This window comes from Hymenobacter sp. DG25B (genome assembly GCF_000801315.1).
GTDB lineage: Bacteria > Bacteroidota > Bacteroidia > Cytophagales > Hymenobacteraceae > Hymenobacter.
Genome location: NZ_CP010054.1, coordinates 3,764,417 through 3,786,797 on the forward strand (window position 1 = coordinate 3,764,417; position 22,381 = coordinate 3,786,797).

Sequence of the window (22,381 nt, forward strand, 5' to 3'; positions counted from 1 at the left end):
TTCCCGTTTCCGATGCAGATTCCCATCATCAACCGTTCTCATCATCCTTTGCCTGCTTACCAGACGGCCCACGCCGCCGGCCTCGACCTGCGCGCCAACCTGACGGAAAGCGTTACGCTGAAACCTTTGCAACGCGCCCTGATTTCCACGGGTCTTTTCCTGGAAATTCCGGTGGGCTATGAGGCCCAGATCCGGCCCCGCAGCGGGCTGGCCTACAAGCATGGCATCGGCATCGTAAACAGCCCCGGCACCATTGATGCCGATTACCGGGGCGAGCTGAAGGTGCTGCTGGTTAACCTTTCTGACCAGGAGTTTGTGGTGGAAGATGGGGAACGAATTGCGCAGCTCATCGTAGCCCGGCACGAAACTATTGTGTGGGAGCCGGTAGCAGAGCTAAGCGAAACGGGTCGGGGTGCGGGTGGCTACGGCAGTACCGGCGTCCACTAGCCCTGGTTTTTATAGCTGATTTAACTACTTACACATCCATACCAAAACTGACCTTCTGATATGAGAATCATTGTCCCGATGGCCGGCATGGGCAAACGCATGCGCCCCCACACGCTTACTGTTCCCAAACCCCTGATTCCGATTGCCGGCAAGCCGATTGTGCAACGCCTGGTAGAGGATATTGCTAAAGTATGCGGCGAGCAGGTAGAGGAAGTAGCCTTTATTGTGGGTCGTTTCGGGGCGGAAGTAGAGAAAAGCCTCGTGCAGATTGCCGAGTCAGTGGGCGCCAAAGGCTCCATCTACTATCAGGACGAGCCGCTGGGCACGGCCCACGCTATTCTCTGCGCCAAAGAATCTCTGACCGGCCCGGTAGTAGTGGCTTTCGCCGATACGCTGTTTAAAGCAGATTTTACCCTGGATTCCTCCGTGCCCGGCACCATCTGGGTGCAGCGCGTGGACGACCCCAAGCCGTTTGGCGTGGTGAAGCTGGACGAGCAGGGCCACATCACGGATTTCGTGGAGAAGCCTCAGGAGTTTGTTTCCGATCTGGCCATCATCGGCATTTACTACTTCCAGGACGGTGACTACCTGCGCGACGAGCTGCAGTACCTGCTGGATAACGACATCAAGGACAAAGGCGAGTACCAGCTCACTAATGCCCTGGAGAACATGAAAAACAAAGGCACCGTGTTCGTGCCCGGCCGCGTAACCGAGTGGCTGGACTGCGGCAACAAGGATGCCACCGTATACACTAACCAGCGCTACCTGGAATACCTGCAGGAGCGCGGCGAAAACCTGGTTGCCTCCTCGGCCCAGCTCACCAACAGTGTGGTAATTCCGCCGGTGTATATCGGCGAAAATGCCATCATCAACAATTCCGTGGTGGGTCCGCACGTTTCCATCGGCAACAATACCGCCGTGCGCGACTCCGTGCTTTCCAACACCATCGTGCAGCAGTCGGCTACGGTACTGCACGCCAACGTGACCAACTCCATGATTGGCAACCACGCCACGGTAACGGGCAAGCCCGACGACCTGAGCCTGGGCGACTACAACGTGGTGCGCGTTTGATAAAAGGCACTTTTCGGCCGCGGCGTTGTTCTGGCATTACCAGTGGCACGCCGCGGCCGATTATCTTGTTTGCTCCCCGTTTTCCGTTTATGCCTCGTTCTTCCGCTTTTGTTGTTCTGCTACTTCTGGCATTAGGGCTGGGGGCTGGGCCGGTTATGGCACAGCAGCCCGCGGCCAAAACGGAGAAACCGGCCAAGCGCCAAAAGCTCACGCGCAAAGAAAAGCGCGAGCTGAAGCACCGCGCGGCCGTAGAGCAGGCCCGCCAGCAGGTGCACGAGCTGACGGAAAAAGAGCGGGAGCTCAGCGAGTCTTACTTTGTGGAGGGCGTGAAGTATGCCCTGCTGGAGGACTACACCAAGTCTCTGGAACGGCTGCTGGCCGCCTACCGCATCAACCCCAATAATGCCGCCATCAACTACAAGATTGCGGAAACCAACCTGCTGACCGGCAACCTGAAGGATGCCACCAACTTTGCTACGGCAGCCCTGAAGCTGGACGGCAAGAACCCCTACTACTACCTGTTGCTGGCCCAGATTTACGCCTCCCAAAAGCAGTTTGATGAGGCAGCGCAGGTGTATACCTCCCTCATTAAGGACGTGCCCGACTCGGGCTACTACCTCTTTAACCTGGCCGACCTGTACCTGGCGCAAAACAAGCTGCCGGAAGCCCTGGCTACCCTGGAGCAGGCCGAAAAGCAGTTTGGCCCGCTGGATGAGGTATCCTTCAAGAAGCAGCAGATCTACCTGCGCCAGAACAACCTCGACAAAGCCCTGCAGGAAGGCGAGGCCCTGATTACGGCTAACCCTAACGAAGTGCGCTACGTGCTGGCCCAGGCCGAAATGTACGCCGCCAACAACCGCCTGCCCGATGCCATTCGGGTGGCCAACCAGGCGCTGGCGCAGGACCCCGACAACCCCCAGGCGCACATGATTCTGGCCGACGTATACCGCCAGCAGAACAACCCCGCGGAGTCGCAGGTACATTTAAAGCAGGCCTTCAGCAGCCCCGGCCTGGATATTGATCAGAAAGTCCGGATTCTGGTAGACTACATCAAGCAGCTGCCCAACCCCGCGCTGGAAAAGCCCGCCCTGGAGCTGGCCGACCTTACTATGCGGGCTCACCCCAAAGAAGCCAAGGCGTTTGCCGTGGCCGGCGATATTCAGTCCATCACGGAGCACAAGAAAGAGGCCCGCACTTCTTACCTGAAAGCCCTGAAGCTGGATAACTCCAAATTTCAGATCTGGCAGCAGGTGGTTTTAATTGACGCCGAGCTGAACCAGACGGATTCTCTGTTGGTGCATTCCAACCGCGCCCTGGAGCTGTTCCCCAACCAGGCCGTTTTCTGGTTTTATAACGGCACGGCGCATCTGCTGAACAAAAGCGCCTCCAAGGGCGTGAAGGCCCTGGAATACGGCAAAAAGCTGGCCGCCGACAACCCCGAGCTGCAGGCACAGTTTGATATTCAGCTGGGCGATGCTTACCACGAGCTGAAGGACTACCCCAAGTCAGACGCGGCTTATGATGCGGCCTTGGTGTTTGACGCCAACAATGCTCAGGCGCTGAATAACTACAGCTACTTCCTGTCGTTGCGCGGTGAGAAGCTGGACAAGGCCAAGGAAATGTCGGGCAAACTGGTGAAGCAGTTTCCCGACAATGGCACCTACCTGGACACGTATGCCTGGGTGCTGTACAAAATGAAAGACTATACCGGTGCCCGGCAGTACCTGGAGAAGGCGCTGAAGTCCTCCAAAGACGGCACCGTAACCGAACATTACGGCGACGTTCTGTTCCAGCTTGGCGATATTGCCGGCGCATATACGCAATGGCAGCAAGCCAAGCGCCTGGGCGGGGCCTCCAAACTCCTCGACCGGAAGCTCAAAGACCGTAAATTGTATGAATAGACGCTTCGCACCCTTGGTGCTTGGGCTGATTCTGATGCTGTTGGGTGCCTGCACCCGCAAAGCCGTACCTACCCGCCCGGCCGCCACGGAAGTGCCCAAAGTGGTGGATCTGGTACACGCCGATAACCTGGATTTCAAGTTTCTCTCGGCCAAGGGAAAAGCTCAGATTGAAACCAACGGCGAGAAAATGCCCAATGCTAACCTGTCCTTGCGCATGCGGAAAGACAGCATTATTTGGGTATCCGTCTCGGTGGTAGGTGTGGAAGTGCTGCGTGCTCACCTCACCCCCGATTCCGTGCAGATTCTGGATAAGCTGCACCGGGAGTACTACGCCGGTAACTTCGAGTATCTGCGGCAGCGCTTCAACCTGCCCGTCACTTTCCAGCAGATTCAGGCCCTGGTGGTGGGCAACTACGTGCCTTCCTCTGATGTGAATACCCCGCCTACGGTAAGCACTGAGGGGCCGCTGCAGAAAGTGCAGTACCAGCAGTCCTCGCTGTTTGTGGAGCAGCTGATTGAGCAAACCCGGCAGCGGGTGCAGAAGCTGGCCGTAAAAGACCAGAACAGCAAAACCAACTTCACGGTAGACTATTCCGATTTTAAGCCCCTGCTGCCCCAGCCGCAGCAGTTCGCCAATGCGCTGCTGGTCATGATTCAGCCACCCAACGGCCCGGCCTCCACTGCTTCCATTAATTTCCGTAACATCGACGTGGATAAGGAGCGTCTATCGTTCCCGTTCTCGGTGCCCTCAGATTATGTGCGGAAAAAGTAGGGCACGTTTTGCCATTTTACTGATGCTGGTGCTGCTGGCCTTCTCCGGCATGTCTCAGACGCGGCGCACCAGCCGTACGGGGCGCACCAAGGCCCAGCTGGAGCGCGAGAAGCGCAACGCCCTGCGCGATATTCGCGAGACCAGCCGTATTCTGCAGCAAACCCAGCAGCGCAAGGAAGCCACCATTGGCCAACTGAACGCGCTGAAAGAGAAAATTGCGGGCCAGCAGAACGTCATCAATAATATTTCCAGCGAGCTGAAATACCTGGACTCCGACGTGCGCCAGACGGAAACCCAGGTGCAGCAGACCCAGCATACCCTGCAGCAGCTAAAGGAGGAATATTCCCGGCTGATTTATGCCTCGGCCAAAACAGCTAACAGCTACAACCGCATCATGTTCCTGTTCGCCTCGGAGTCGTTCAACCAGATGCTGCGGCGCCTGCAGTACGTGCGCCAGTACTCGGAGGTACGCAAGGCCCAGGCCGCCCAGATTACCGACACCCAGGAAAAGCTGAACCGGCAGCTAACCGGGCTGCACGCCAAACGGCAGGAGAAATCGAGCCTGCTCTCTTCCCAGCTAACTGAAAACCGCAACCTGCTGACCATTAAAACCCAGCAGGACCAGGTTGTCACGCAGCTCAGCCGCCAGGAGCAAACCCTGCGTCAGAAGCTGGCCACCCGCCAGAAAGCCGTGAGCCGCTTGGATAACCTGATTGCGCAGCGCGTGCGGGAGGAAATTGCCCGGGCTGCCCGCGCCGCGGCCGCCAAAGCAGCCGCGCGGGCAGCAGCGGCCAGCCGGGGCAATGCGCCGGTGCGCAGCCCCGGCAGCACGGCCCGTAACGCGCCGGCCGAGGCCGAGGTGGAACGCACGGACCGCGTAACGCTGACCCCCGAAACAGCGGTGCTCTCTTCTTCCTTTGCGGATAACCGGGGCCGTTTGCTCTGGCCCGTGGGCCGGGGCTTTATTGCCCAGCGCTTTGGGAAGCACCCGCACCCCGTGTTAAAGCACGTGGTAGTAGAAAACCGGGGCGTAGATATTCAAACTAACTCCGGCGAGACGGTGCGCTCCGTGTTTGAGGGCAAAGTGCTGACGGTGGCCAGCATTGCGGGCATGAACAACATTGTCATGATTCAGCATGGGGAATACTTCACGGTGTATGCTAAGCTGCGCAGCGTGAGCGTGAGCGAGGGCCAGCATGTAGAGGCCCGGCAGGCCATTGGCACCGTGTACACGGACTCGGAGGGCACCAGTGAGGTACAATTCCAAGTATGGCGCAACAGCGCGAATCTGAATCCGGAAAACTGGCTGGGCCGCAAATAAGGTACCCTGAAACCGGCCGGAAATAGCACAAAAAAAACACCGTACAGCGCACGGTGCCTTTCTGAGCTATGAAAACAAACTTAGCTATCAGTCTATTCTCTACCGCTGGCGGCAGCGAGTGGCAGAGAATGCCCCCGATAACAGGCGAAAGATAGGAAAATTCCGTCGTTTATAACAGCGGTTTTTCGTCGAATCTGTATTTTTTCTCGGTGTATTCCCTTATTTTACGATAAAGGACATTTCATAGTTTTGGGATTTATCAAATAAGATTTAGGCGTCCCATAAGACCTGCCCGGTAAGACTGGCCAATGGGTATCTCCAGGCCTCCTTTCGGACCATCTATTATCACCGCATCAGCTTCGATAGAGTTAATTTTATCCAGCTGCACAATGTACTTGCGGTGTACCCGCAGAAAGGTGCGCGTCGGTAGCTTGGACTCAATATCCTTCATGGTGGTATAAATCGTCAGGCGCTCAGTGATGGTGTGAATGTTCACGTAGTCGCCCAGCGCTTCGATGAAATTGATATCGGTGATTTTTACGCGCTGCAGCTTCTGCTCGTGCTTTACGAAAATCTCATTGCGGCTGCTCATGTACAGAGCCTGCGCCGAGTCGTTGGCCATTTTCAACAGCCCTTCCAGCTTCTGCTTCTCCTGCTCCAGCAACAGCTGAGTGCGCCGCAGTTCCAAATGCATGGATACTTCCCGGGCCAGAATAGTGAGGGCCTCCCGTTGTTGAACAGAAAGGGCGTGTGGTTCAGTATGCAGTGTACACAGCGTACCTAGTGGTATGCCTTCCGGCGTGAGCAGCGGCGCCCCAGCATAAAACCGGATGCTGGGCTCGTCGGTTACCAGGGGGTTGTTCTGAAACAGGGGGTCTTCGGTGGCATTATTCACTTCGTAAACGCCCTTTTCAGTGAACATGGCGTGTTGGCAGAACGCCATATTACGCGGCGTTTCCGGCGTGGCTTCCAGGCCCAGGTTAGATTTAAACCACTGCCGCTCGGCATCTACTAGCGAAACCAGTGAAATTGGCGTTCCGCAGATGATAGCAGCCAGCCGGGTTAAGGCATCCAGTGAAGGCTCGGGTGGCGTATCCAGCACCTGATAGCTATGCAGAGCCTCTAACCGCTCTTCTTCACTCACTACTTTCATGGTAGGAGCCGCTGGCAGACCAGTTTCGGAGGCGGAAGCTTTGTAAGGAATCATAACAGGAAGTTCAACTGGCCCACTACTTTAGAGTAAGCTCTTAACAAAAGTACTGGGTGAAGGTGGGATTTCAACCGTTGTAAACCCATAGGACTTGGTTTAATTGGCGAATACCTACGTAGTTACCGCACCATTCAGATTGTCAAAATGTGCACAGCAAGCCTGGCCATTCAATCTGCATTTGGAAATTATAGGGTACCTTTGCCAATCCTGTAGCTGCACGAAGTGCGTATACAAGATTTCAACTTCAAAACCGGCCCTCAAGGGCCTTGTGCCATGACATTCGCCACACTTCTACTGGGTATCGGTAACTTCGGAGGCACTGAGCTTCTGCTTATCGGCCTGGCCATTATTCTGCTTTTTGGGGCTAAGCGTATTCCGGAGCTATTCCGGGGCATGGGCCAGGGTATCCGCGAGTTTAAGGATGCCTCCAAGGAGGAAAAGCCCGAGTACCGGGACGGTCCTTCCAACCCCAACAATCCTACGCAACCACGTCAGTAATTTTCTGTCATGAATACTCCATTTCTTCTTTTTCTGGGTGACCTAGGCGGTGGTGAGCTGATGCTGATCATGGTGGTTATCCTGATCTTCTTTGGCGCCAACAAGATTCCGGAGCTGGCGCGGGGCCTGGGCAAAGGCATTCGGGAGTTCAAGGATGCTTCGCGGGAAATCCGCAGTGAGATTGAGAACTCCGGGCAGCCGCAGCAGCCGTACCAGCAGCAATTCAACCAGCAGTATGCCGCGCCGCAGCAGCCGGTGGCCCCTCCGGTGGCACCCACGCACGTAGCACCGCCCATGGATGGGGGCATTACCCCGCCTACGCCGGAAGAACAAACCCGCCTCGATCAACCGACCAACTGATTCTCTGACTTTGAGACGCTTTAACTCCCTCACGGAAGTTCGCCACGAGCTGACGGCAGGCACCATGACCTGTCGTCAGCTCGTGGAGTATTATCTGGATAATATCCGGCAGAAAAGTGACCTGAATGCTTTTCTGGAAGTATTTACTGATGAAGCCCTGGCCCAGGCCGATGCCGTGGACGCCAAGCTGGCGGCCGGTACTGCCGGCCGCCTGGCGGGTATGGTACTAGGCATTAAGGACGTGCTGGCTTACAAGGACCACGCCCTGCAAAGCAGCAGCCATATCCTGGACGGCTTCAAGTCGCTGTACACGGCCACGGCCGTGCAGCGCCTCCTTGATGAAGATGTTATCATCATCGGCCGCCAGAACTGTGACGAATTTGCCATGGGTGCCTCCAATGAGACGTCCTATTTTGGCCCCGTGCGCAACGAGGCCGACCCGGAGCGGGTGTCCGGGGGCTCCTCGGGCGGCTCGGCCGTGGCCGTACAGGCCGATATGTGCCTGGCTTCGCTGGGTACGGATACGGGCGGTTCCGTGCGGCAGCCGGCTGCTTTCTGCGGTATTATTGGCTTCAAGCCTACGTATTCGCGCATCTCACGCTACGGACTTTCTGCTTATGCTTCTTCTTTTGACCAGGTAGGTACCCTCACCCGCTCCGTGGAAGATGCGGCGCTGCTGCTGGAGCTGATGGCTGGCCCCGATAATTTCGACAGCACCGGTAGCCAGCGCGAGGTGCCGGCTTACAGCCAGTTGCTGGAGCCTGCCCCACACTACCGCATTGCCTACATTCGGGATTGTATGGAGCGCCCGGGCCTGAACCCGGAAATTAAAGCGGCCACGGAAGATGCCCTGGAGCAGCTGCGCAGCCAGGGCCACGTGGTGGAAGCGGTAGAATTCCCCTACCTCGACTACATCGTGCCCACTTACTACATCCTGACCACCGCCGAAGCCAGCTCCAACCTGAGCCGCTACGACGGGGTGAAATTTGGCTACCGCGCCCCCGACGCTACTGATCTGGAGTCGCTCTACAAGAAAACCCGCTCCCAGGGCTTCGGCCCCGAGGTACAGCGGCGCATTCTGCTGGGCACCTTCGTGCTTTCGGCCAGCTACTACGACGCTTACTATACCAAAGCGCAGCGCGTACGCCGCCTCATCAAGGAAACTACCGATGAGCTGCTGCGCCAGTACGATTTCCTGGTGCTGCCTACTACCCCCACTACTGCTTTCCGCATCGGGGAGAATAAAAAAGATACTTTAGCAATGTATCTTGCTGATATCTTTACTGTTCAGGCTTCTTTGGCAGGCGTACCAGCTGTTTCTGTTCCTTTTGGTCAGGACGCGGCCGGGCTGCCTATTGGCTTGCAGATTCTGAGCGGCGCCTTCCGCGAAGAGCACCTGTTTGCCTTTTCCAAGTCCGTCACGGAAACCTTAACCCCGGCCGCTACTTGATGAGTCCATCGTTCCGCACCTCCGCCCTGCTTCTCTTCCTGGCCACCGTGGCGCGCCCTACTTTGGGGCAAACCCTGCCCGAACTGAAACCGGACGCCCTCCGTGCGGACGATACCCTGCGCGCCCAGCAACAGCTGCTGCGCGCTGACTCGCTGGTAGCTGAGCCGGTGTTTTCGCCGGACTCTGCCCTGCTGGTGTGGCGGCAAACTCCACCGGCTGTGCGCGACCTGGTGGCCGACCGGATTGCGTGCTACGAGTCCGACATGCCGCTGGTGTTCAATAACACGGTGATGGCTTTCGTGAATTACTTCACGGTGCGCAACCGCACGTATACCCAGCGGGTGCTGGAGCGCCAGAACTTATACTTCCCGCTGTTTGAGAAGTATCTGGCCAAGTACCATCTGCCGCAGGATTTGAAATATCTGGCGGTAGTGGAATCGGCACTCTTGCCCCAGGCCCGCTCCCATGCCGGGGCGGTGGGCCTGTGGCAGTTTATGGGCCCCACCGCTGGCGACCTGCGCCTGCGCCGCGATGAGTTTGTGGATGAGCGCATGAACCCGGAGAAATCGACGGAGGCAGCCTGCAAGTACCTGCGGGATTTGTACCGCTACTTCGGCGACTGGGAATTGGTGCTGGCCGCCTATAATTACGGCAGCGGCAACATCAACAAGGCTATCCGGCGGGCCGGTGGGCAGCGTAGCTTCTGGGCTATTTACAACTACCTGCCCAAGGAAACGCGCAACTACGTACCCACTTTCACGGCCACGCTCTACACCCTCAACTACGCCAAAGAGCACGGCCTGCATTCCGAAACGCTGAACTACCGCTACCCGGAGCCAACGGATACGCTGCTGATTTCCGGCCGCTCGCTGGATTTGTACAAGCTGGCGAAGTCGATGGGGCTGGACTCCACCACGATTCTCAGCTATAACCCGGAGCTGCGCAAGCATTACATCCCCGAGACATTTCGCAACTACCCGCTGCAGGTACCCAGCTGCGTGCGTACCGAGCTGGTAGCCCAGGACCGCAACACGCTGCTGGACTACTGCAAAGTAACGCTGCTCCCACCGGCGCCCATCGTCCCGCTTAATCCCTTGCTGAACGGGGCTGATTCCACCGATACAATGGTGGCCGCCAGCGAGCCAGCCATTCCGGCAGAGAAGCCCCGCTACCGCCGGGCCCGCCACACGGTGCGCCGGGGAGAAACCGTAGCCAGCGTAGCCAACCGCTACGACGTAGACCCCAGCCAGATTCGGCGGTGGAACAAGCTGCGGAAAGGACAAAAATTGGTGGCCAGGCAGCAACTGTATGTATATGTGCCGGTAGCCGTTGAGAAACCCGAAGCGGTGGTAGCGGTAAAGCCCAAACGGACCGCACCAGCTAAGCTGCCGGTGGTAGTGGCGAAAAACGACGCCGATACGGCCACGGTAGTAGCTCAAATTGCTGTCCCGGCCCCGGTAGCGGCGGAGGAGCTTATGCAAGCCAAGACTCCGGAAGTAGCCGTTCTAACCCGCAAGGTTACGGAGAAGCCTTCGCCACGCCCGGCACCGGCGCGCACAGTGGCTGCCGTTGCCACGGAGAAAAATACTTCGGAGCCTCCCGTAGCCCGCCCGGCTACCAGCTCCGACGATGACAGCCTGCCCGCGGAATATGTAGTCCGCCCCGGCGACTATCTGACTAAAGTAGCCCGCGAGCAAGGCGTAACTGTTGCCCAGCTAACCGCCTGGAACCGCCTGGAATCAAGCCAGGTGGTGCCAGGGCAGAAGCTGGTACTGCACGCGCCGGCCCCGGAAGAAGTCGTAGCCGAAGCTCGTCCCAAAATCCAGGAGCCTCGTGCTACAGCAGGCACTAAAACGGCCGGCCGCCCTACCCCCATGCCAGCCCGCGTACATTTAGTACAGCCCGGCGACACGCTCTATAATATCTCCCGGCGCTATCAGGGAGTAACGGTGGAGCAGCTGCGCAAGCTCAACCATCTTACTTCCGATGAAGTGAAGCCCGGCCAGAAGCTGATAGTACAGAGCTAACTTTCAGTTAGTACTGCATGAAAAGGGAGCACCGCTACTGTGGTGCTCCCTTTTTATTTTACAGTTTACACAGATTCAATTAACAACCCGCCCGGACAAATAAGGCATATTTCCGAAGCGTTTAAACCACTCCAACAAAGGGTACAGCAGTCAGTTTTTGCCTGACACATTCTCCTATTTAAAGTGCCAGTAGTGCACTGGTTTTTGAGGCATTTTCCGGCACCGGCGCACCTCTTTCCGGAGCGACTCTGTTTACGCTGCATGCCGCCTAAACTTTGATTCCGGGCAAATTCGCCCCAACTTGCTTCTTGCCTCACACCCGAGGAACCACCCTACCATTGCACGCATGCTGAAAATAAATAAACAGGAAGCGCTGGATTATCACTCCCGCACACCCGCCGGCAAGATTGAAGTTGTTCCCACCAAGCCCGTCAGTACCCAGCTGGATCTGGCGCTGGCTTACTCCCCGGGAGTTGCCGAGCCCTGTAAGGAAATTGCCGCCGATAAGGACGCCGTTTATAAGTACACCGCCAAGGGAAACCTGGTCGCCGTTATCAGCAACGGCACGGCGGTGCTGGGCCTGGGCAACATTGGCCCCGATGCCTCCAAGCCCGTGATGGAAGGTAAAGGCGTACTGTTCAAGAAGTTTGCCGGCATCGACTGCTTTGATATTGAAATTGATGCCACCGACCCCGACGAGTTCATCAAGATTGTAAAGGCCCTGGAGCCCACCTTCGGCGGCATCAACCTGGAAGACATTAAAGCACCGGAGTGCTTCCGCATTGAAACCGAGCTGCGGGAGAAGATGAACATTCCGCTGATGCACGACGACCAGCACGGCACCGCCATTATTTCCTCGGCGGCGCTGCTTAACGGGCTGGAAGTTGTGGGCAAGCGCATTGAGGATATTAAGCTGGTAGTAAGCGGCGCCGGGGCGGCGGCCATTTCCTGCCTGCGCCTGTACCTGGCGCTGGGTTTGAAGCTGGAAAACGTAGTGGTGTTCGATAAGGACGGCGTTATCAACTCCAGCCGCACGGAGCTCGACCCACTGCAGTTCCAGTTTGCCACCCAGCGCCCCATCACCAAACTGGCCGAGGCCATGGAAGGCGCCGACGTGTTCCTGGGTCTTTCAGCGGCCAATGTGCTGCCCGCCGAGCTGCTCCTGCTGATGGCCGACAACCCCATTGTGTTTGCCCTGGCTAACCCCGACCCGGAAATTGCCTACGAGCTGGCCATGGCTACCCGCCCGGACATTATAATGGCTACCGGCCGCTCCGACCACCCCAACCAGGTGAACAACGTGCTGGGCTTCCCTTACATTTTCCGGGGAGCCTTGGACGTGCGCGCTACGGAAATCAATGAGGAAATGAAGCTGGCGGCGGTAAAAGCCTTGTCCGAGCTGGCGAAGGAAGCCGTGCCGGATATGGTAAACCGCGCCTACGGGGACAACACGCTGGCTTTTGGCCGCACCTACCTCATTCCGAAGCCGCTGGACCCCCGCCTGATTACCACCGTAAGCCCGGCCGTGGCCAAAGCCGCCATGGAAAGCGGCGTGGCCCGTATTCAGATTGATGATTTCCTGGCCTACGAAGACGAGCTGCGCAGCCGCCTGGGCGTCAATCAGAAGCTGATGAACCGCATTACGCAGGCCGCCCGCAGCAACCCCAAGCGCGTGGTGTTTGCCGATGGCGACAGCTACAAAACCCTTAAAGCCGCCCAGATTCTCAGCGAAGAAGGTATTGCCAAGCCTATTCTGCTGGGCAACCGCAACAAAATTGCGCGCCTGGCTGCCGAAAACAGCCTGGACCTGGAAGGGTGCGAAATCATTGATATTCTGCAGCAGGAAGCGAAGCGGGAAGAGTATGCCAACCTGCTCTACCAGAAGCGCCAGCGCCGGGGCATTACACTGTATGAAGGCCGCCGCCTGCTGCGGGAGCGAAACTATTACGGCTCCATGATGCTGGAAACCGGCGAGGCCGATGCCTTCATTACCGGCCTCAGCAAGGACTACGGCAAGTCTATTGTGCCTTCTCTGCAGGTGATTGGGGTGGAAGCCGGCGTGCAGCGTGTGGCGTCTATGTACATCATTCAGCACAAGAAAGGCCCATTCTTCTTTGCCGATACCACTGTGAACATCGACCCCACGGCTGAGGAGATGGTGGACATCATTGGCCTCACGGCCCGTGCCGTGCGCTTTTTTGATGCCGAGCCCCGGGTGGCGGTTATCAGCTACTCCAACTTCGGCTCCAACCCCGGCGAGCTGCCCGACAAAGCCCGCAAGGCCACCGAGCTGGCCAAGAAGCGCTATCCAGAGTTGATTATCGACGGCGAAATGCAGGCCAACACCGCCCTGAACCCAGAGCTGCTGCGCGAGCAGTATCCCTTCTCCGAGCTGGCCGAAAAAGGCGGCGCCAACACCCTCATTTTCCCCAACGTTATCAGCGGCAACATTGCCTACAAGGTAATCCAGGAAATTGGCGGGGCCGAGGTAATTGGGCCGGTGCTGATGGGTATGCGCAAGCCGGTGCACATTCTGCAGCTGGGCGCCTCCGTGCGGGAAATCGTGAACATGGCCGCCATTGCGGTGGTAGATGCCCAACAGCCGCAGGACCGCCTGTAGTATACCAACTGATGGCCGTAGCGCAACGCTTTTCGGAGGGTTGCGTTACGGCCATTTTATTGCCCTAAAGTGCAGTTTGCAGGATAGAAAACCGGCTTTCTGGTGTTAGTTGCGTACCTTCTGGGCTCAAAGCCTACTTCCTCTGATTCTCTAAATCTACCCACCCCTGCATGATTGCCTACCTCGACGGTAAACTAGCCTATAAAGATCCTACCCTGGCCATTATCGACCTTAACGGCCTGGGTTATGAAGTAAAAATATCCCTGGCCACCTATTCAAAGCTGCCGGCCGAGGGTGAAAAAGCGAAACTTTACACTTATCAGCATATTAAGGAAGACGCGCAGGCCCTGTACGGCTTCCTGGACCCCAACGAAAAGTCGCTGTTTATGCAGCTGATTTCTGTGTCGGGCATTGGGCCGGGCACGGGTATTGTGATGGTATCTTCCATGTCGGTGGGGGAAATCCGGCAGGCTATTGTGCAGGAAGATGTACGCTCTATTCAGAGTATTAAAGGCGTGGGGCCCAAAACGGCCCAGCGCGTGGTGCTGGAGTTGAAAGATAAATTCCGGAAGGAAGAGCTTTTGGCTAAAGCCGGTTATGATACGGTGCCTTTGGCCCGGCAGCACAATACCAACCGCTCGGAAGCGTTAGCAGCTTTGGTTACCCTGGGCTTTGCCCGGGCGGCGGCCGAGAAACAATTAGACCAGATCCAGCACCGCCATGGCAACGATCTGAGCGTGGAAGAATTAATTAAATTTGCCCTTAAGTCCCATTAGGAATCCCCCTGTCCCTGCTGACAATTGAATACCGGTAAGCACTCCTTCACCGCCGTATCCGTCGTTTTTGCGTCACTACTGGCTTGGTGGTCGCAGGCTGAGGCCACCGGAGCCGGCGCTTTTGCATTTCAGGACCTATGGTCAGCAGGCCGGTTAATGCTGGCCGTGGATACCCCGCGCACGGTGTTGCCAGCCGATACCAGCCGCTACCGGCCCAGCCGCCGCCCCAAAGTAGCCCCGGCCGACCGGGTGGGCAACCGCCTGAGCCCGCAGCGCCGCGAGTCGCCGCTGCTGCTGGACCTGCCCTCCAACGTGAACCTGAACGTGACCGTGGACGACAGCCTGCAGGGCGTGGATCTGTCGGAAACTGTGGGGGACAGCATCAACTACCGCGACCCCACGCGGATGACGTTTGAGGAGTATTCCCGCTGGCAGGAACAGCAAACCATCCGCAACTACTTCCGCAATAGGGCGGCTGGTGGCGTAGCCGGCGAGGCTAACACGCCGGCCGTTGCCCAGCGCCTGATTCCCAAAATCTACCTGGGCCCGGCCGCTGACCGTATTTTTGGCGGCAGCTTTGTGGATATCCGCCCCAATGGTTCGGTTACCGTGCGCGCGGGCGCCAAGTTCAACCGCAACCGCAACCCCACGCTCACGCTGCGCCAGCAGAAAACCGGCGACTTCAACTTTGAGCAGCAAATGAATCTGAACCTCGCCGGCCAGATTGGTGAGAAGCTGCGGGTGACGCTCAACTACGATACGAAGGCGGCTTTCGACTTTGAGAATAATATGAAGCTCGATTTCACGGGCTTCGATACCGATATCATCCGCAAGATTGAGTTGGGCAACGTGAGTCTGCCGCTCAATAACTCGCTTATTCAGGGCGGGCAGAATCTGTTTGGCGTGAAAACCCAGCTGCAGTTTGGCAAGCTGGCCGTAACGGCCGTGGCCGCTACCCTGCGCGGCCAGGCCGATGAGGTGCGCGTGCAGAACGGCGGCCAGAGCCGGCCCTTTGAGATTAAAGCCAGCCAGTACGAGCGGGACCGGCACTTCTTCCTGTCGCAGTTTTTCCGCGACCGGTACGATGCTGCCCTGCGCAACCTGCCCACCATTCAGTCGGGCATTGAAATCCGGCGCCTGGAGGTGTACGTGACCAACGACAACCGCGCCACCGACAACCTGCGCAACGTGGTCAGCCTCATGGACCTGGGCGAGCCCCGCGTGATATACCGCAATGAACTGTTCAGCAAGCAGCTGCCCCCCCGTACCCCGGCTGCCAATGATGCCAACAAGGAATTTCAGACAGTATTAGGGGGCGGTCAGGCTGCCCGCAGCAACCTCACTACGGATAACTTCCTTAACTCCATTGGCCTCTCAAAATCCGTGGACTATGAGCACGTGCGGGCCCGCCGCCTGGACCCACGCGAGTATACTTTTAATGCCCAGTTAGGCTACCTCTCCCTGAACACCTCTCTGCTGCCGGAGCAGGTATTGGCCGTTTCCTACGAGTACACCTACAATGGCCGCGTGTATCAGGTGGGCGAAACCGTAAATGAGTACGGCCCCGATGTGCAGCAGGATGAAGTGGTTTTCCTGAAGATGCTGAAGAGCACTAACCCGGCGCTGCAGTTCCCTACCTGGGATTTGATGATGAAAAACATCTACTCCCTGAATGCCAACCAGCTGAACCGCGACAATTTCCGCCTCGATATTATCTACAAAGATGATGCGTCGGGCATCGACCTGATTTCGCTGAAGGAGGGCGAGAAAGTACAGAACATTCCGTTGGTGCAGGTTTTCAACCTCGACAACGTAAACGCTAATAACGACCGGCCCGCCGACGGCAACTTCGACTTTCTCTCCGGCATTACCGTGGACCCCGAACAGGGCCGCATCATATTCCCGGAAGTGGAGCCCTTTGGCTCTTACCTGAAGAGCAAGTTTGATACGGTAAGCGAGAAAGACCTGGTAGACAAATACGTGTACCAGGAGCTTTACGAGCAGACCCAGAGCGATGCGCAGCAGCGGCAGGAGAAAGACAAATTCTACCTGCAGGGCCGCTATCAGGCTACCTCCACCGACGAAATCAGCCTGCCCGGTATCCGGGTGGCGGAGGGCTCCGTGCGGGTATATTCCGGTAGCACACTGCTGCAGGAAGGCACCGATTATCAGGTGTTTTATGATCAGGCCAAGGTGAAAATTCTGAACCCGGCTTATCTGAATGCGGCCAATGAGTTGCGGGTAGCCTTTGAGAAGGATGCCTTGGTGCAGGTGCAGCCCCGCCGCCTGCTGGGCGCGCGCTTTGATTACCGCCTCACCGATGACATCAATTTTGGCGGCACGGTGCTGCACCTGGTGGAAAATCAGGCCCCGGGCATCAACCGCGTGAATATTGGCGACGAGCCCGGCAACAACACCATGTACGGGCTGGACGTGAATATGCGGCGCGAGTCCCGGGTACTGACCAAGTACCTGGATATGCTGCCGCTGATTGAAACCAAGGCGCCTTCGTCGGTGGCCTTTAGCGGGGAGTTTGCGCAGCTGGTGCCGGGCAAAACCAAGCTGGGCCGCGGCGAAAACGGGGTATCCTACTTGGATGACTTTGAAGGAGCCCGCACGCCGTACACGCTCAGCGGCATCAGCTCCATTACCTCCTGGCGGCTGGCGGCCACGCCCCTGCCGCTGCTGCAGGGTACCGACCGGGAAACGGCCTACAACCGCGCCAAACTGGCCTGGTACACCATTGACCAGTCGTACTACAACAACGGCTCCAGCAAGCCCAACAACATCCGGGCCGCCGACCTGCTGAACCACTACACCCGCGGCATTGCGCGCACGGAAATCTTCCCCAACCGCGACAACGGCACCCTGGGCAACGGCTACGAGTACCCGCTGGACCTAGCGTATTTTCCCGCCGAGCGTGGCCCCTACAACTACAACCCGGCCGTAGGCGCCGATGGCAAAACGCTGCCCACACCGGATAAAAACTACGCCGGCATCAGCCGCGAAATCACCTTTGATACGGACTTCGACAACGCCAACGTGGAGTACTTGGAGTTCTGGCTGATGGACCCCTTCATTAAAGGCAAAAATGGCCTGATTGACGACAGTGAGCACCCGGCCGTGAACAATACCACTGGCGGCGAGCTGTACCTCAACCTGGGGGCCGTGTCAGAAGATGTGCTGAAGGACCAGAGCCGCTACGAGTTTGAGAATGGCCTATCGGATGATGAAGCCAACCCCGACCGGGACACGGAGCGTACGGCGTGGGGCCGCGTGAGCACCCAGCAATTCCTGACCGATGCCTTCTCTACCGCCCCCGGCGGCCGCAACCGCCAGGACATCGGTCTGGATGGCCTGAACGATTCAGAGGAAAAAAGCTTCTTTCAAGGCGTTTACAGCACCCTGGATGACCCCTCGGCGGATAACTTCCGCCACCACCTGAACGACTACTACAACTCCAACGGCCGCGACATAAAGATTCTGGGCCGCTACAAGGAGTATAATGGCATGGAGGCTAACTCGCCCGAGAACAGCCAGCAGAGCTCCACGCCCCTGCCCGATAAGGAAGATCTGAACCGCGACAACGTTATTTCCGACACGGAGCGCTACTACGAATACAAGATTTCGCTGAAGCCCGGGCAACTGCGCGTGGGCGAGAACTTCATTGTAGACAAAGTCTCCAAAAATGTGAATGGCGACGCCGTAACCTGGTACCAGTTCCGGGTGCCAGTGCGCCAGCCCACGGCCGTGCGCGGCACCCCTGATGGTCAGCCCTTCGGCTTTAAGTCTATCCGGTTTATGCGGCTGTATCTCACGCAGTGGCAGCAACCTGCCGTGCTGCGCTTTGTGCAGATGCAGTTTGTGGCTAACCAGTGGCGCCGTTTCCTGGGTACTGTGGCGGAGCCCGGCAAGCCCAACGTGAATACGGACGCTGACGCTGACGCCTTTGCCGTATCGACGGTGAGCCTGGAAGAAAACGGCCGCTCCAGCACCAATGCCGTAACGGATGCTATTCCTTACGTGCTGCCGCCCGGCATCCGCCGCGACCGGGAGTTTGGCTCCAGCACCGTAAACCGGGAGCAGAACGAACAAAGTCTGCGCCTGTGCGTGGAAGGCCTGCGCGAAGGCTACGGCAAAGCCGCTTACAAGAACGTGAGCATAAATATGCTGCGCTACAAGCGCCTGCGCATGTTCCTGCACGCCGAAAGCGAAACTGGTACGCGCAATGACCAGGTGCGCGCCTTCGTGCGCATTGGCACCGACTATACCCAGAACTACTATGAGTACTCGCTGCCGCTGAAAATTACGCCGCAGGGCAGCATCAACGAATCCGAAATCTGGGACCCGGCCAACAACATTGACATTGCTTTCCAGGAGTTTGTAGATGCCAAAATGGAGCGCTACAAAGTGCTGGGTGGTGCTAATCTACAGGTGCCGTATGTAAAGCAGCTGGCCGATGGCCGCACCATTACCATTGTCGGCAACCCCGATTTCTCGGAGGTGCAGGGCGTGCTGATTGGCGTGTTCAACCCTACTAATGACGGCGCCGAGCAGTCGGTGTGTATTTGGGCCGATGAGCTGCGCGTGGATGACTTTGACCGCACCGCCGGCTGGGCCGCTACGGCCCGCTTCAATACGCAGCTGGCAGACTTGGCTAATGTAACGGCCACGGGCAGCTACCTCACGGTGGGCTTTGGCGGCCTGCAGGACAAGGTGCAGCAACGTTCCCTGGACGATGTAGCCCGCGGCGACCTGAATGCCACCGTGGCAGCCGAAAAGCTGCTGCCCAGCAAGCTGGGCCTGCGCATTCCGGTGCTGCTGCAGGCCGGCACGGAGTCCCGCTCGCCCCGCTACGACCCGCTGGACCCCGATGTGGAGCTGAAACAGTCTTTGGAGAAGTTTGAAACCGATGGTGAGCGGGCGGCTTACCGCCGCGAGGTAACGGACCAGACGCGCAGCCGCAGCATCAGCGTACTGAACCTGCGCAAGGAGCGTGTGAACCCGGAAAAGAAAGTGCGCCCCTATGATATCGAGAACTTTGCGCTGAGCTACTCCCTGAATGAGCAGCTGCACACCGATATCCGCACGGACCGGGACTTCACTAAAACCTTTAATGCCGCGCTGGCCTACACCTACCAGACCACGCCCAAAAGCTACACCCCCTTGGCGGGCGTAAAGGCGCTGGAGTCGCCGTACCTGAAGATGCTGCAGGAGCTGAACTTCACGCCCCTGCCCAGCCGCTTTGCCTTCCGCGCCGACCTGGACCGTCGCTACAACGAGCGGTTCCTGCAGCGCACCACACTGCCGGGGCAGGTGCCTTCGGCCGAGGGTATTCCGGGCGTGTTCCAGAAAAGCTTCTTCTTCAACCGGATTTATGATTTGAAGTGGGACCTGACCAAGAGTCTGGCCATTGACTATACGGCTGCCAACCGCGGTACCATTGATGAAGGTCCCGGCCGCACCATCGGCGACGATGATATTTCCCGCCGCAACCGGGCGCAACTGTGGGAAAACCTGAAGCGCGGGGGCCGCACCACCAACTTCAACCAGACCATAGCGTTTACTTACCGGCTGCCGCTGGACAAGTTCCCGCTCACGGACTGGCTGAGCGCCGATACCCGCTACGCCGCCAACTACTCCTGGCAGGCTGCCTCTACGGCCCTGCGCGTGCCGCTCAACCCGCTGGCAGAGTCGGATACCACCACGCAACAGCTAAAGCTGGGCAATACCATTCAGAATAACGCCGAGCTGAGTGCCAACGGCCGCATTGACCTGGTGAAGCTCTACAACAAAGTGCGCTTTCTGAACATCATCAACAATGCCCCGCCGCCCCCGCGCCGCCCCACCGCGGAGGAAGCCAAGCGCAACCCACAGGCCCCGGTAGCCCAGGCCCCCGCCGATACCACGGCCGGGCCCGAGCTGCGCGTGCTGAAAGGCGTACTTCGCTCCCTGATGACGGCGCGGAGCCTCAATTTCACTTATACCCGCACGGCGGGCACGCTGCTGCCGGGCTATCTGCCCAAAACCCGTTTTCTGGGCATGAACAGTGATTTTGATGCGCCAGGCCTGCCCTTTATTCTGGGGCAGCAGTACGGGCTCAATGAGCTTTACAACCGGGCGCAGAGCAATAACTGGTACACTGAACGCAGTGAATACCTGAACACGCCGCTCAGCTCCCTGGAAACCACTAACCTGAACCTGCGCACCGCGCTGGAGCCCTTCCGCGACTTCAACATTCAGCTGGATGCTACCCGCCTGACGGTGCGCAACCGCGAGGAGTTCTACCGTTGGAAAATAGACTCCCTCACGCTGGAGCGCTACCGCGACGGTAATGGCAACTTCCAGCTGGCCAATAAGCTGCCGCTGGGCACGGGCTCGTTCAGCACCTCTTTCATTTCCATCCAAACCCTGTTCGGCGACCAAAGCCGGGGCGGCACCGAGTCGAAAGCCTTTGACCGGTACGTAGCCAACCGGCAGATTATTCGGGAACGGCTAAGTGCGGACAATACCAACGCAGGCAACTATGGCTTTAACTCCCAGGATGTATTGATTCCGGCTTTCCTGGATGCCTACCGCGGCCGTTCTTCTGATGGGTACAAATCCAAGAAGTTTGACCCGTTTGCTATGCTGCCGCTGCCCAACTGGCGCATTGATTATAATGGCCTGGGCGAGCTGCCCTTTATGCAGCGGTTCTTCCGCTCGGTTTCCCTCACCCACGCCTACGCCTCTACTTATAACATAGGCAGCTACTCTACCTCGGCCCAGTATGATGCGGAACCAAAGGGGCTGGCCTCGGAAGTGAATATCAACGGAGACTTTATTCCTTACTTCGTGCTGGGACAGGTGAGTATTCTGGAGCGGATGTCGCCGCTGCTGGGGCTCAACTTCCAGACCCTGGAGAAAGTAACCGGCCGCGTAGAATACCGCACCGAGCGCAACCTCTCCCTGAACACCACCAACGCCGAGGTAACGGAAGTGCACACCGAGGAAATGGTCATTGGCTTTGGCTACGTGACCAACCAGCTGAAGCTACCGTTCCGCATTGGCGGCGAGCAGCGGATACTACGCAACGAGCTGACGGCCCGCCTGGATTTGTCTATTCGGGACAACAGCACCATTCAGCGCCGCATTAATAATGTATCGGACACTGACCGCGGCCAGCCCAACAGCACCACCACCAACGGCGGCCGCCAGGTGCAGCTGCGCCCCACCATCGACTACGTTCTAAACCAACGGCTGAATCTGCAGTTTTACTTTACGCGTCTCATTTCCGAGCCGCGTGGTAACTCCGGCTACCGCAACGCCGCCACCGAAGGCGGCCTGCAGCTGCGCTACAGCCTCTCGGAGTAAGGTTTTTGAAAACCAGCCGCCCGGTTCTTTGTATAGCTAGGAGCCAGCAGCTGATTTCAGATTACCAAGGTCCATGTCCGGCAGCATATTCTGCGCCGGGGCTGGCGTTGCAAGCATTATATCTTACTTTTGAACACAGGCTGAATTAGCCTAACACCATCCGTTTCCCTTTTCCCCAGCACTATGAACTTGCCCGCCAACCTGCAGTACACCAAAGAGCACGAGTGGATTCGCGTAGAAGGTGACGTTGCCTACATCGGCATCACCGACCACGCGCAGAGAGAGCTCGGCGACATTGTGTATGTTGACATTGACACCCTCGACAAAGAGGTAGCCCAGAACGACGTATTTGGCACCGTAGAGGCCGTAAAAACTGTATCGGACCTGTTCAGCCCTATTTCCGGCACCGTGCTGGAAGTAAACGAGAAGCTGGACGGCAGCCCCGAGCTGGTAAACTCTGACCCCTACGGCGACGGCTGGATGATCAAAATGTCGATTGGCAACCAGGCGGAGCTGGCAGACCTGCTCAAGGCCGAAGCCTACGGCGAGCTGATCGGCGCATAAACTTTCTGCTG

General features: G+C 57.8%; 14 protein-coding genes. 13 read left to right on the forward strand and 1 reads right to left on the reverse strand.

Translation table 11 applies throughout. The annotated features are described in order from the left end of the window. Window positions 1-12: 12 nt before the first annotated feature. The 5 genes from dut to PK28_RS16215 all read left to right on the forward strand — a co-directional run bounded on the left by dut (window position 13) and on the right by PK28_RS16215 (window position 5,512). Entirely contained in the window at window positions 13-447 is a 435-nt protein-coding gene (dut, locus tag PK28_RS16195; protein WP_044515709.1) for a dUTP diphosphatase, read from the forward strand. Between the two features lie 60 nt (window positions 448-507). Next, entirely contained in the window at window positions 508-1,518 is a 1,011-nt protein-coding gene (locus PK28_RS16200) for a sugar nucleotidyltransferase (protein ID WP_044515711.1), read from the forward strand. 89 nt (window positions 1,519-1,607) lie between these two features. Next, a complete protein-coding gene (locus tag PK28_RS16205; protein ID WP_082017168.1) occupies window positions 1,608-3,419 on the forward strand; it encodes a tetratricopeptide repeat protein in 1,812 nt (603 codons plus the stop codon). Next, window positions 3,412-4,191: a lipoprotein insertase outer membrane protein LolB1 gene (gene lolB1 / locus PK28_RS16210; RefSeq protein ID WP_156126438.1), complete on the forward strand. Its 780-nt coding sequence runs from the start codon at window positions 3,412-3,414 to the stop codon at window positions 4,189-4,191. Before PK28_RS16205 ends, lolB1 begins: the two co-directional genes overlap by 8 nt. Before the next feature lie 22 nt (window positions 4,192-4,213). Then, window positions 4,214-5,512 carry a murein hydrolase activator EnvC family protein gene (locus PK28_RS16215; protein ID WP_044515717.1) on the forward strand — a complete coding sequence of 433 codons (1,299 nt, stop codon included), beginning with the start codon at window positions 4,214-4,216 and terminating at the stop codon, window positions 5,510-5,512. Between the two features lie 259 nt (window positions 5,513-5,771). Here the strand turns inward: PK28_RS16215 and PK28_RS19590 are convergent, their stop codons facing one another. Next, window positions 5,772-6,719, reverse strand: a complete 948-nt coding sequence (locus PK28_RS19590; RefSeq protein WP_052430580.1) for a GAF domain-containing DNA-binding protein — start codon at window positions 6,717-6,719, stop codon at window positions 5,772-5,774. Window positions 6,720-6,995: 276 nt separating this feature from the next. Between PK28_RS19590 and PK28_RS16225 the strand changes: the two genes are divergently transcribed. The 8 genes from PK28_RS16225 (at window position 6,996) to gcvH (ending at window position 22,370) form a co-directional block, all read left to right on the forward strand. After that, entirely contained in the window at window positions 6,996-7,220 is a 225-nt protein-coding gene (locus PK28_RS16225; protein WP_121235933.1) for a Sec-independent protein translocase subunit TatA/TatB, read from the forward strand. A gap of 9 nt (window positions 7,221-7,229) precedes the next feature. Beyond that, window positions 7,230-7,580 (forward strand): twin-arginine translocase TatA/TatE family subunit, encoded by a 351-nt coding sequence (gene tatA, locus PK28_RS21240; RefSeq protein WP_082017169.1) that lies wholly within the window; start codon window positions 7,230-7,232, stop codon window positions 7,578-7,580. Window positions 7,581-7,590: 10 nt separating this feature from the next. Next, a complete protein-coding gene (gatA, locus tag PK28_RS16235; RefSeq protein ID WP_044515719.1) occupies window positions 7,591-9,030 on the forward strand; it encodes an Asp-tRNA(Asn)/Glu-tRNA(Gln) amidotransferase subunit GatA in 1,440 nt (479 codons plus the stop codon). Next, complete coding sequence (locus PK28_RS19595) at window positions 9,030-11,057, forward strand: LysM peptidoglycan-binding domain-containing protein (protein WP_052430581.1); 2,028 nt, start codon at window positions 9,030-9,032, stop codon at window positions 11,055-11,057. Before gatA ends, PK28_RS19595 begins: the two co-directional genes overlap by 1 nt. Window positions 11,058-11,403: 346 nt before the next feature. Next, window positions 11,404-13,677, forward strand: coding sequence for an NADP-dependent malic enzyme (locus tag PK28_RS16245; protein ID WP_197070433.1), 2,274 nt, complete (start codon window positions 11,404-11,406; stop codon window positions 13,675-13,677). Between the two features lie 170 nt (window positions 13,678-13,847). Beyond that, entirely contained in the window at window positions 13,848-14,453 is a 606-nt protein-coding gene (gene ruvA / locus PK28_RS16250) for a Holliday junction branch migration protein RuvA (protein ID WP_044515721.1), read from the forward strand. Between the two features lie 24 nt (window positions 14,454-14,477). After that, the gene (sov, locus tag PK28_RS16255) at window positions 14,478-21,806 is read left to right on the forward strand and encodes a T9SS outer membrane translocon Sov/SprA (protein ID WP_044515723.1); all 7,329 of its coding nucleotides are present in this window, start codon (window positions 14,478-14,480) and stop codon (window positions 21,804-21,806) included. 183 nt (window positions 21,807-21,989) lie between these two features. After that, window positions 21,990-22,370, forward strand: coding sequence for a glycine cleavage system protein GcvH (gene gcvH, locus PK28_RS16260; RefSeq protein WP_044515725.1), 381 nt, complete (start codon window positions 21,990-21,992; stop codon window positions 22,368-22,370). The last annotated feature ends 11 nt before the right edge of the window (window positions 22,371-22,381 follow it).

Excerpts from the sequence above, each read along its gene's own strand:
- gcvH (WP_044515725.1), top strand. The coding sequence starts at position 21,990 with ATGAACTTGCCCGCCAACCTGCAGTACACCAAAGAGCACGAGTGGATT.
- dut (WP_044515709.1), top strand. The coding sequence starts at position 13 with ATGCAGATTCCCATCATCAACCGTTCTCATCATCCTTTGCCTGCTTAC.
- PK28_RS16245 (WP_197070433.1), top strand. The coding sequence starts at position 11,404 with ATGCTGAAAATAAATAAACAGGAAGCGCTGGATTATCACTCCCGCACA.
- lolB1 (WP_156126438.1), top strand. The coding sequence starts at position 3,412 with ATGAATAGACGCTTCGCACCCTTGGTGCTTGGGCTGATTCTGATGCTG.
- PK28_RS16200 (WP_044515711.1), top strand. The coding sequence starts at position 508 with ATGAGAATCATTGTCCCGATGGCCGGCATGGGCAAACGCATGCGCCCC.
- PK28_RS16225 (WP_121235933.1), top strand. The coding sequence starts at position 6,996 with ATGACATTCGCCACACTTCTACTGGGTATCGGTAACTTCGGAGGCACT.
- PK28_RS19590 (WP_052430580.1), bottom strand. The coding sequence starts at position 6,719 with ATGATTCCTTACAAAGCTTCCGCCTCCGAAACTGGTCTGCCAGCGGCT.
- PK28_RS16215 (WP_044515717.1), top strand. The coding sequence starts at position 4,214 with ATGCTGGTGCTGCTGGCCTTCTCCGGCATGTCTCAGACGCGGCGCACC.
- PK28_RS19595 (WP_052430581.1), top strand. The coding sequence starts at position 9,030 with ATGAGTCCATCGTTCCGCACCTCCGCCCTGCTTCTCTTCCTGGCCACC.
- tatA (WP_082017169.1), top strand. The coding sequence starts at position 7,230 with ATGAATACTCCATTTCTTCTTTTTCTGGGTGACCTAGGCGGTGGTGAG.
- ruvA (WP_044515721.1), top strand. The coding sequence starts at position 13,848 with ATGATTGCCTACCTCGACGGTAAACTAGCCTATAAAGATCCTACCCTG.
- PK28_RS16205 (WP_082017168.1), top strand. The coding sequence starts at position 1,608 with ATGCCTCGTTCTTCCGCTTTTGTTGTTCTGCTACTTCTGGCATTAGGG.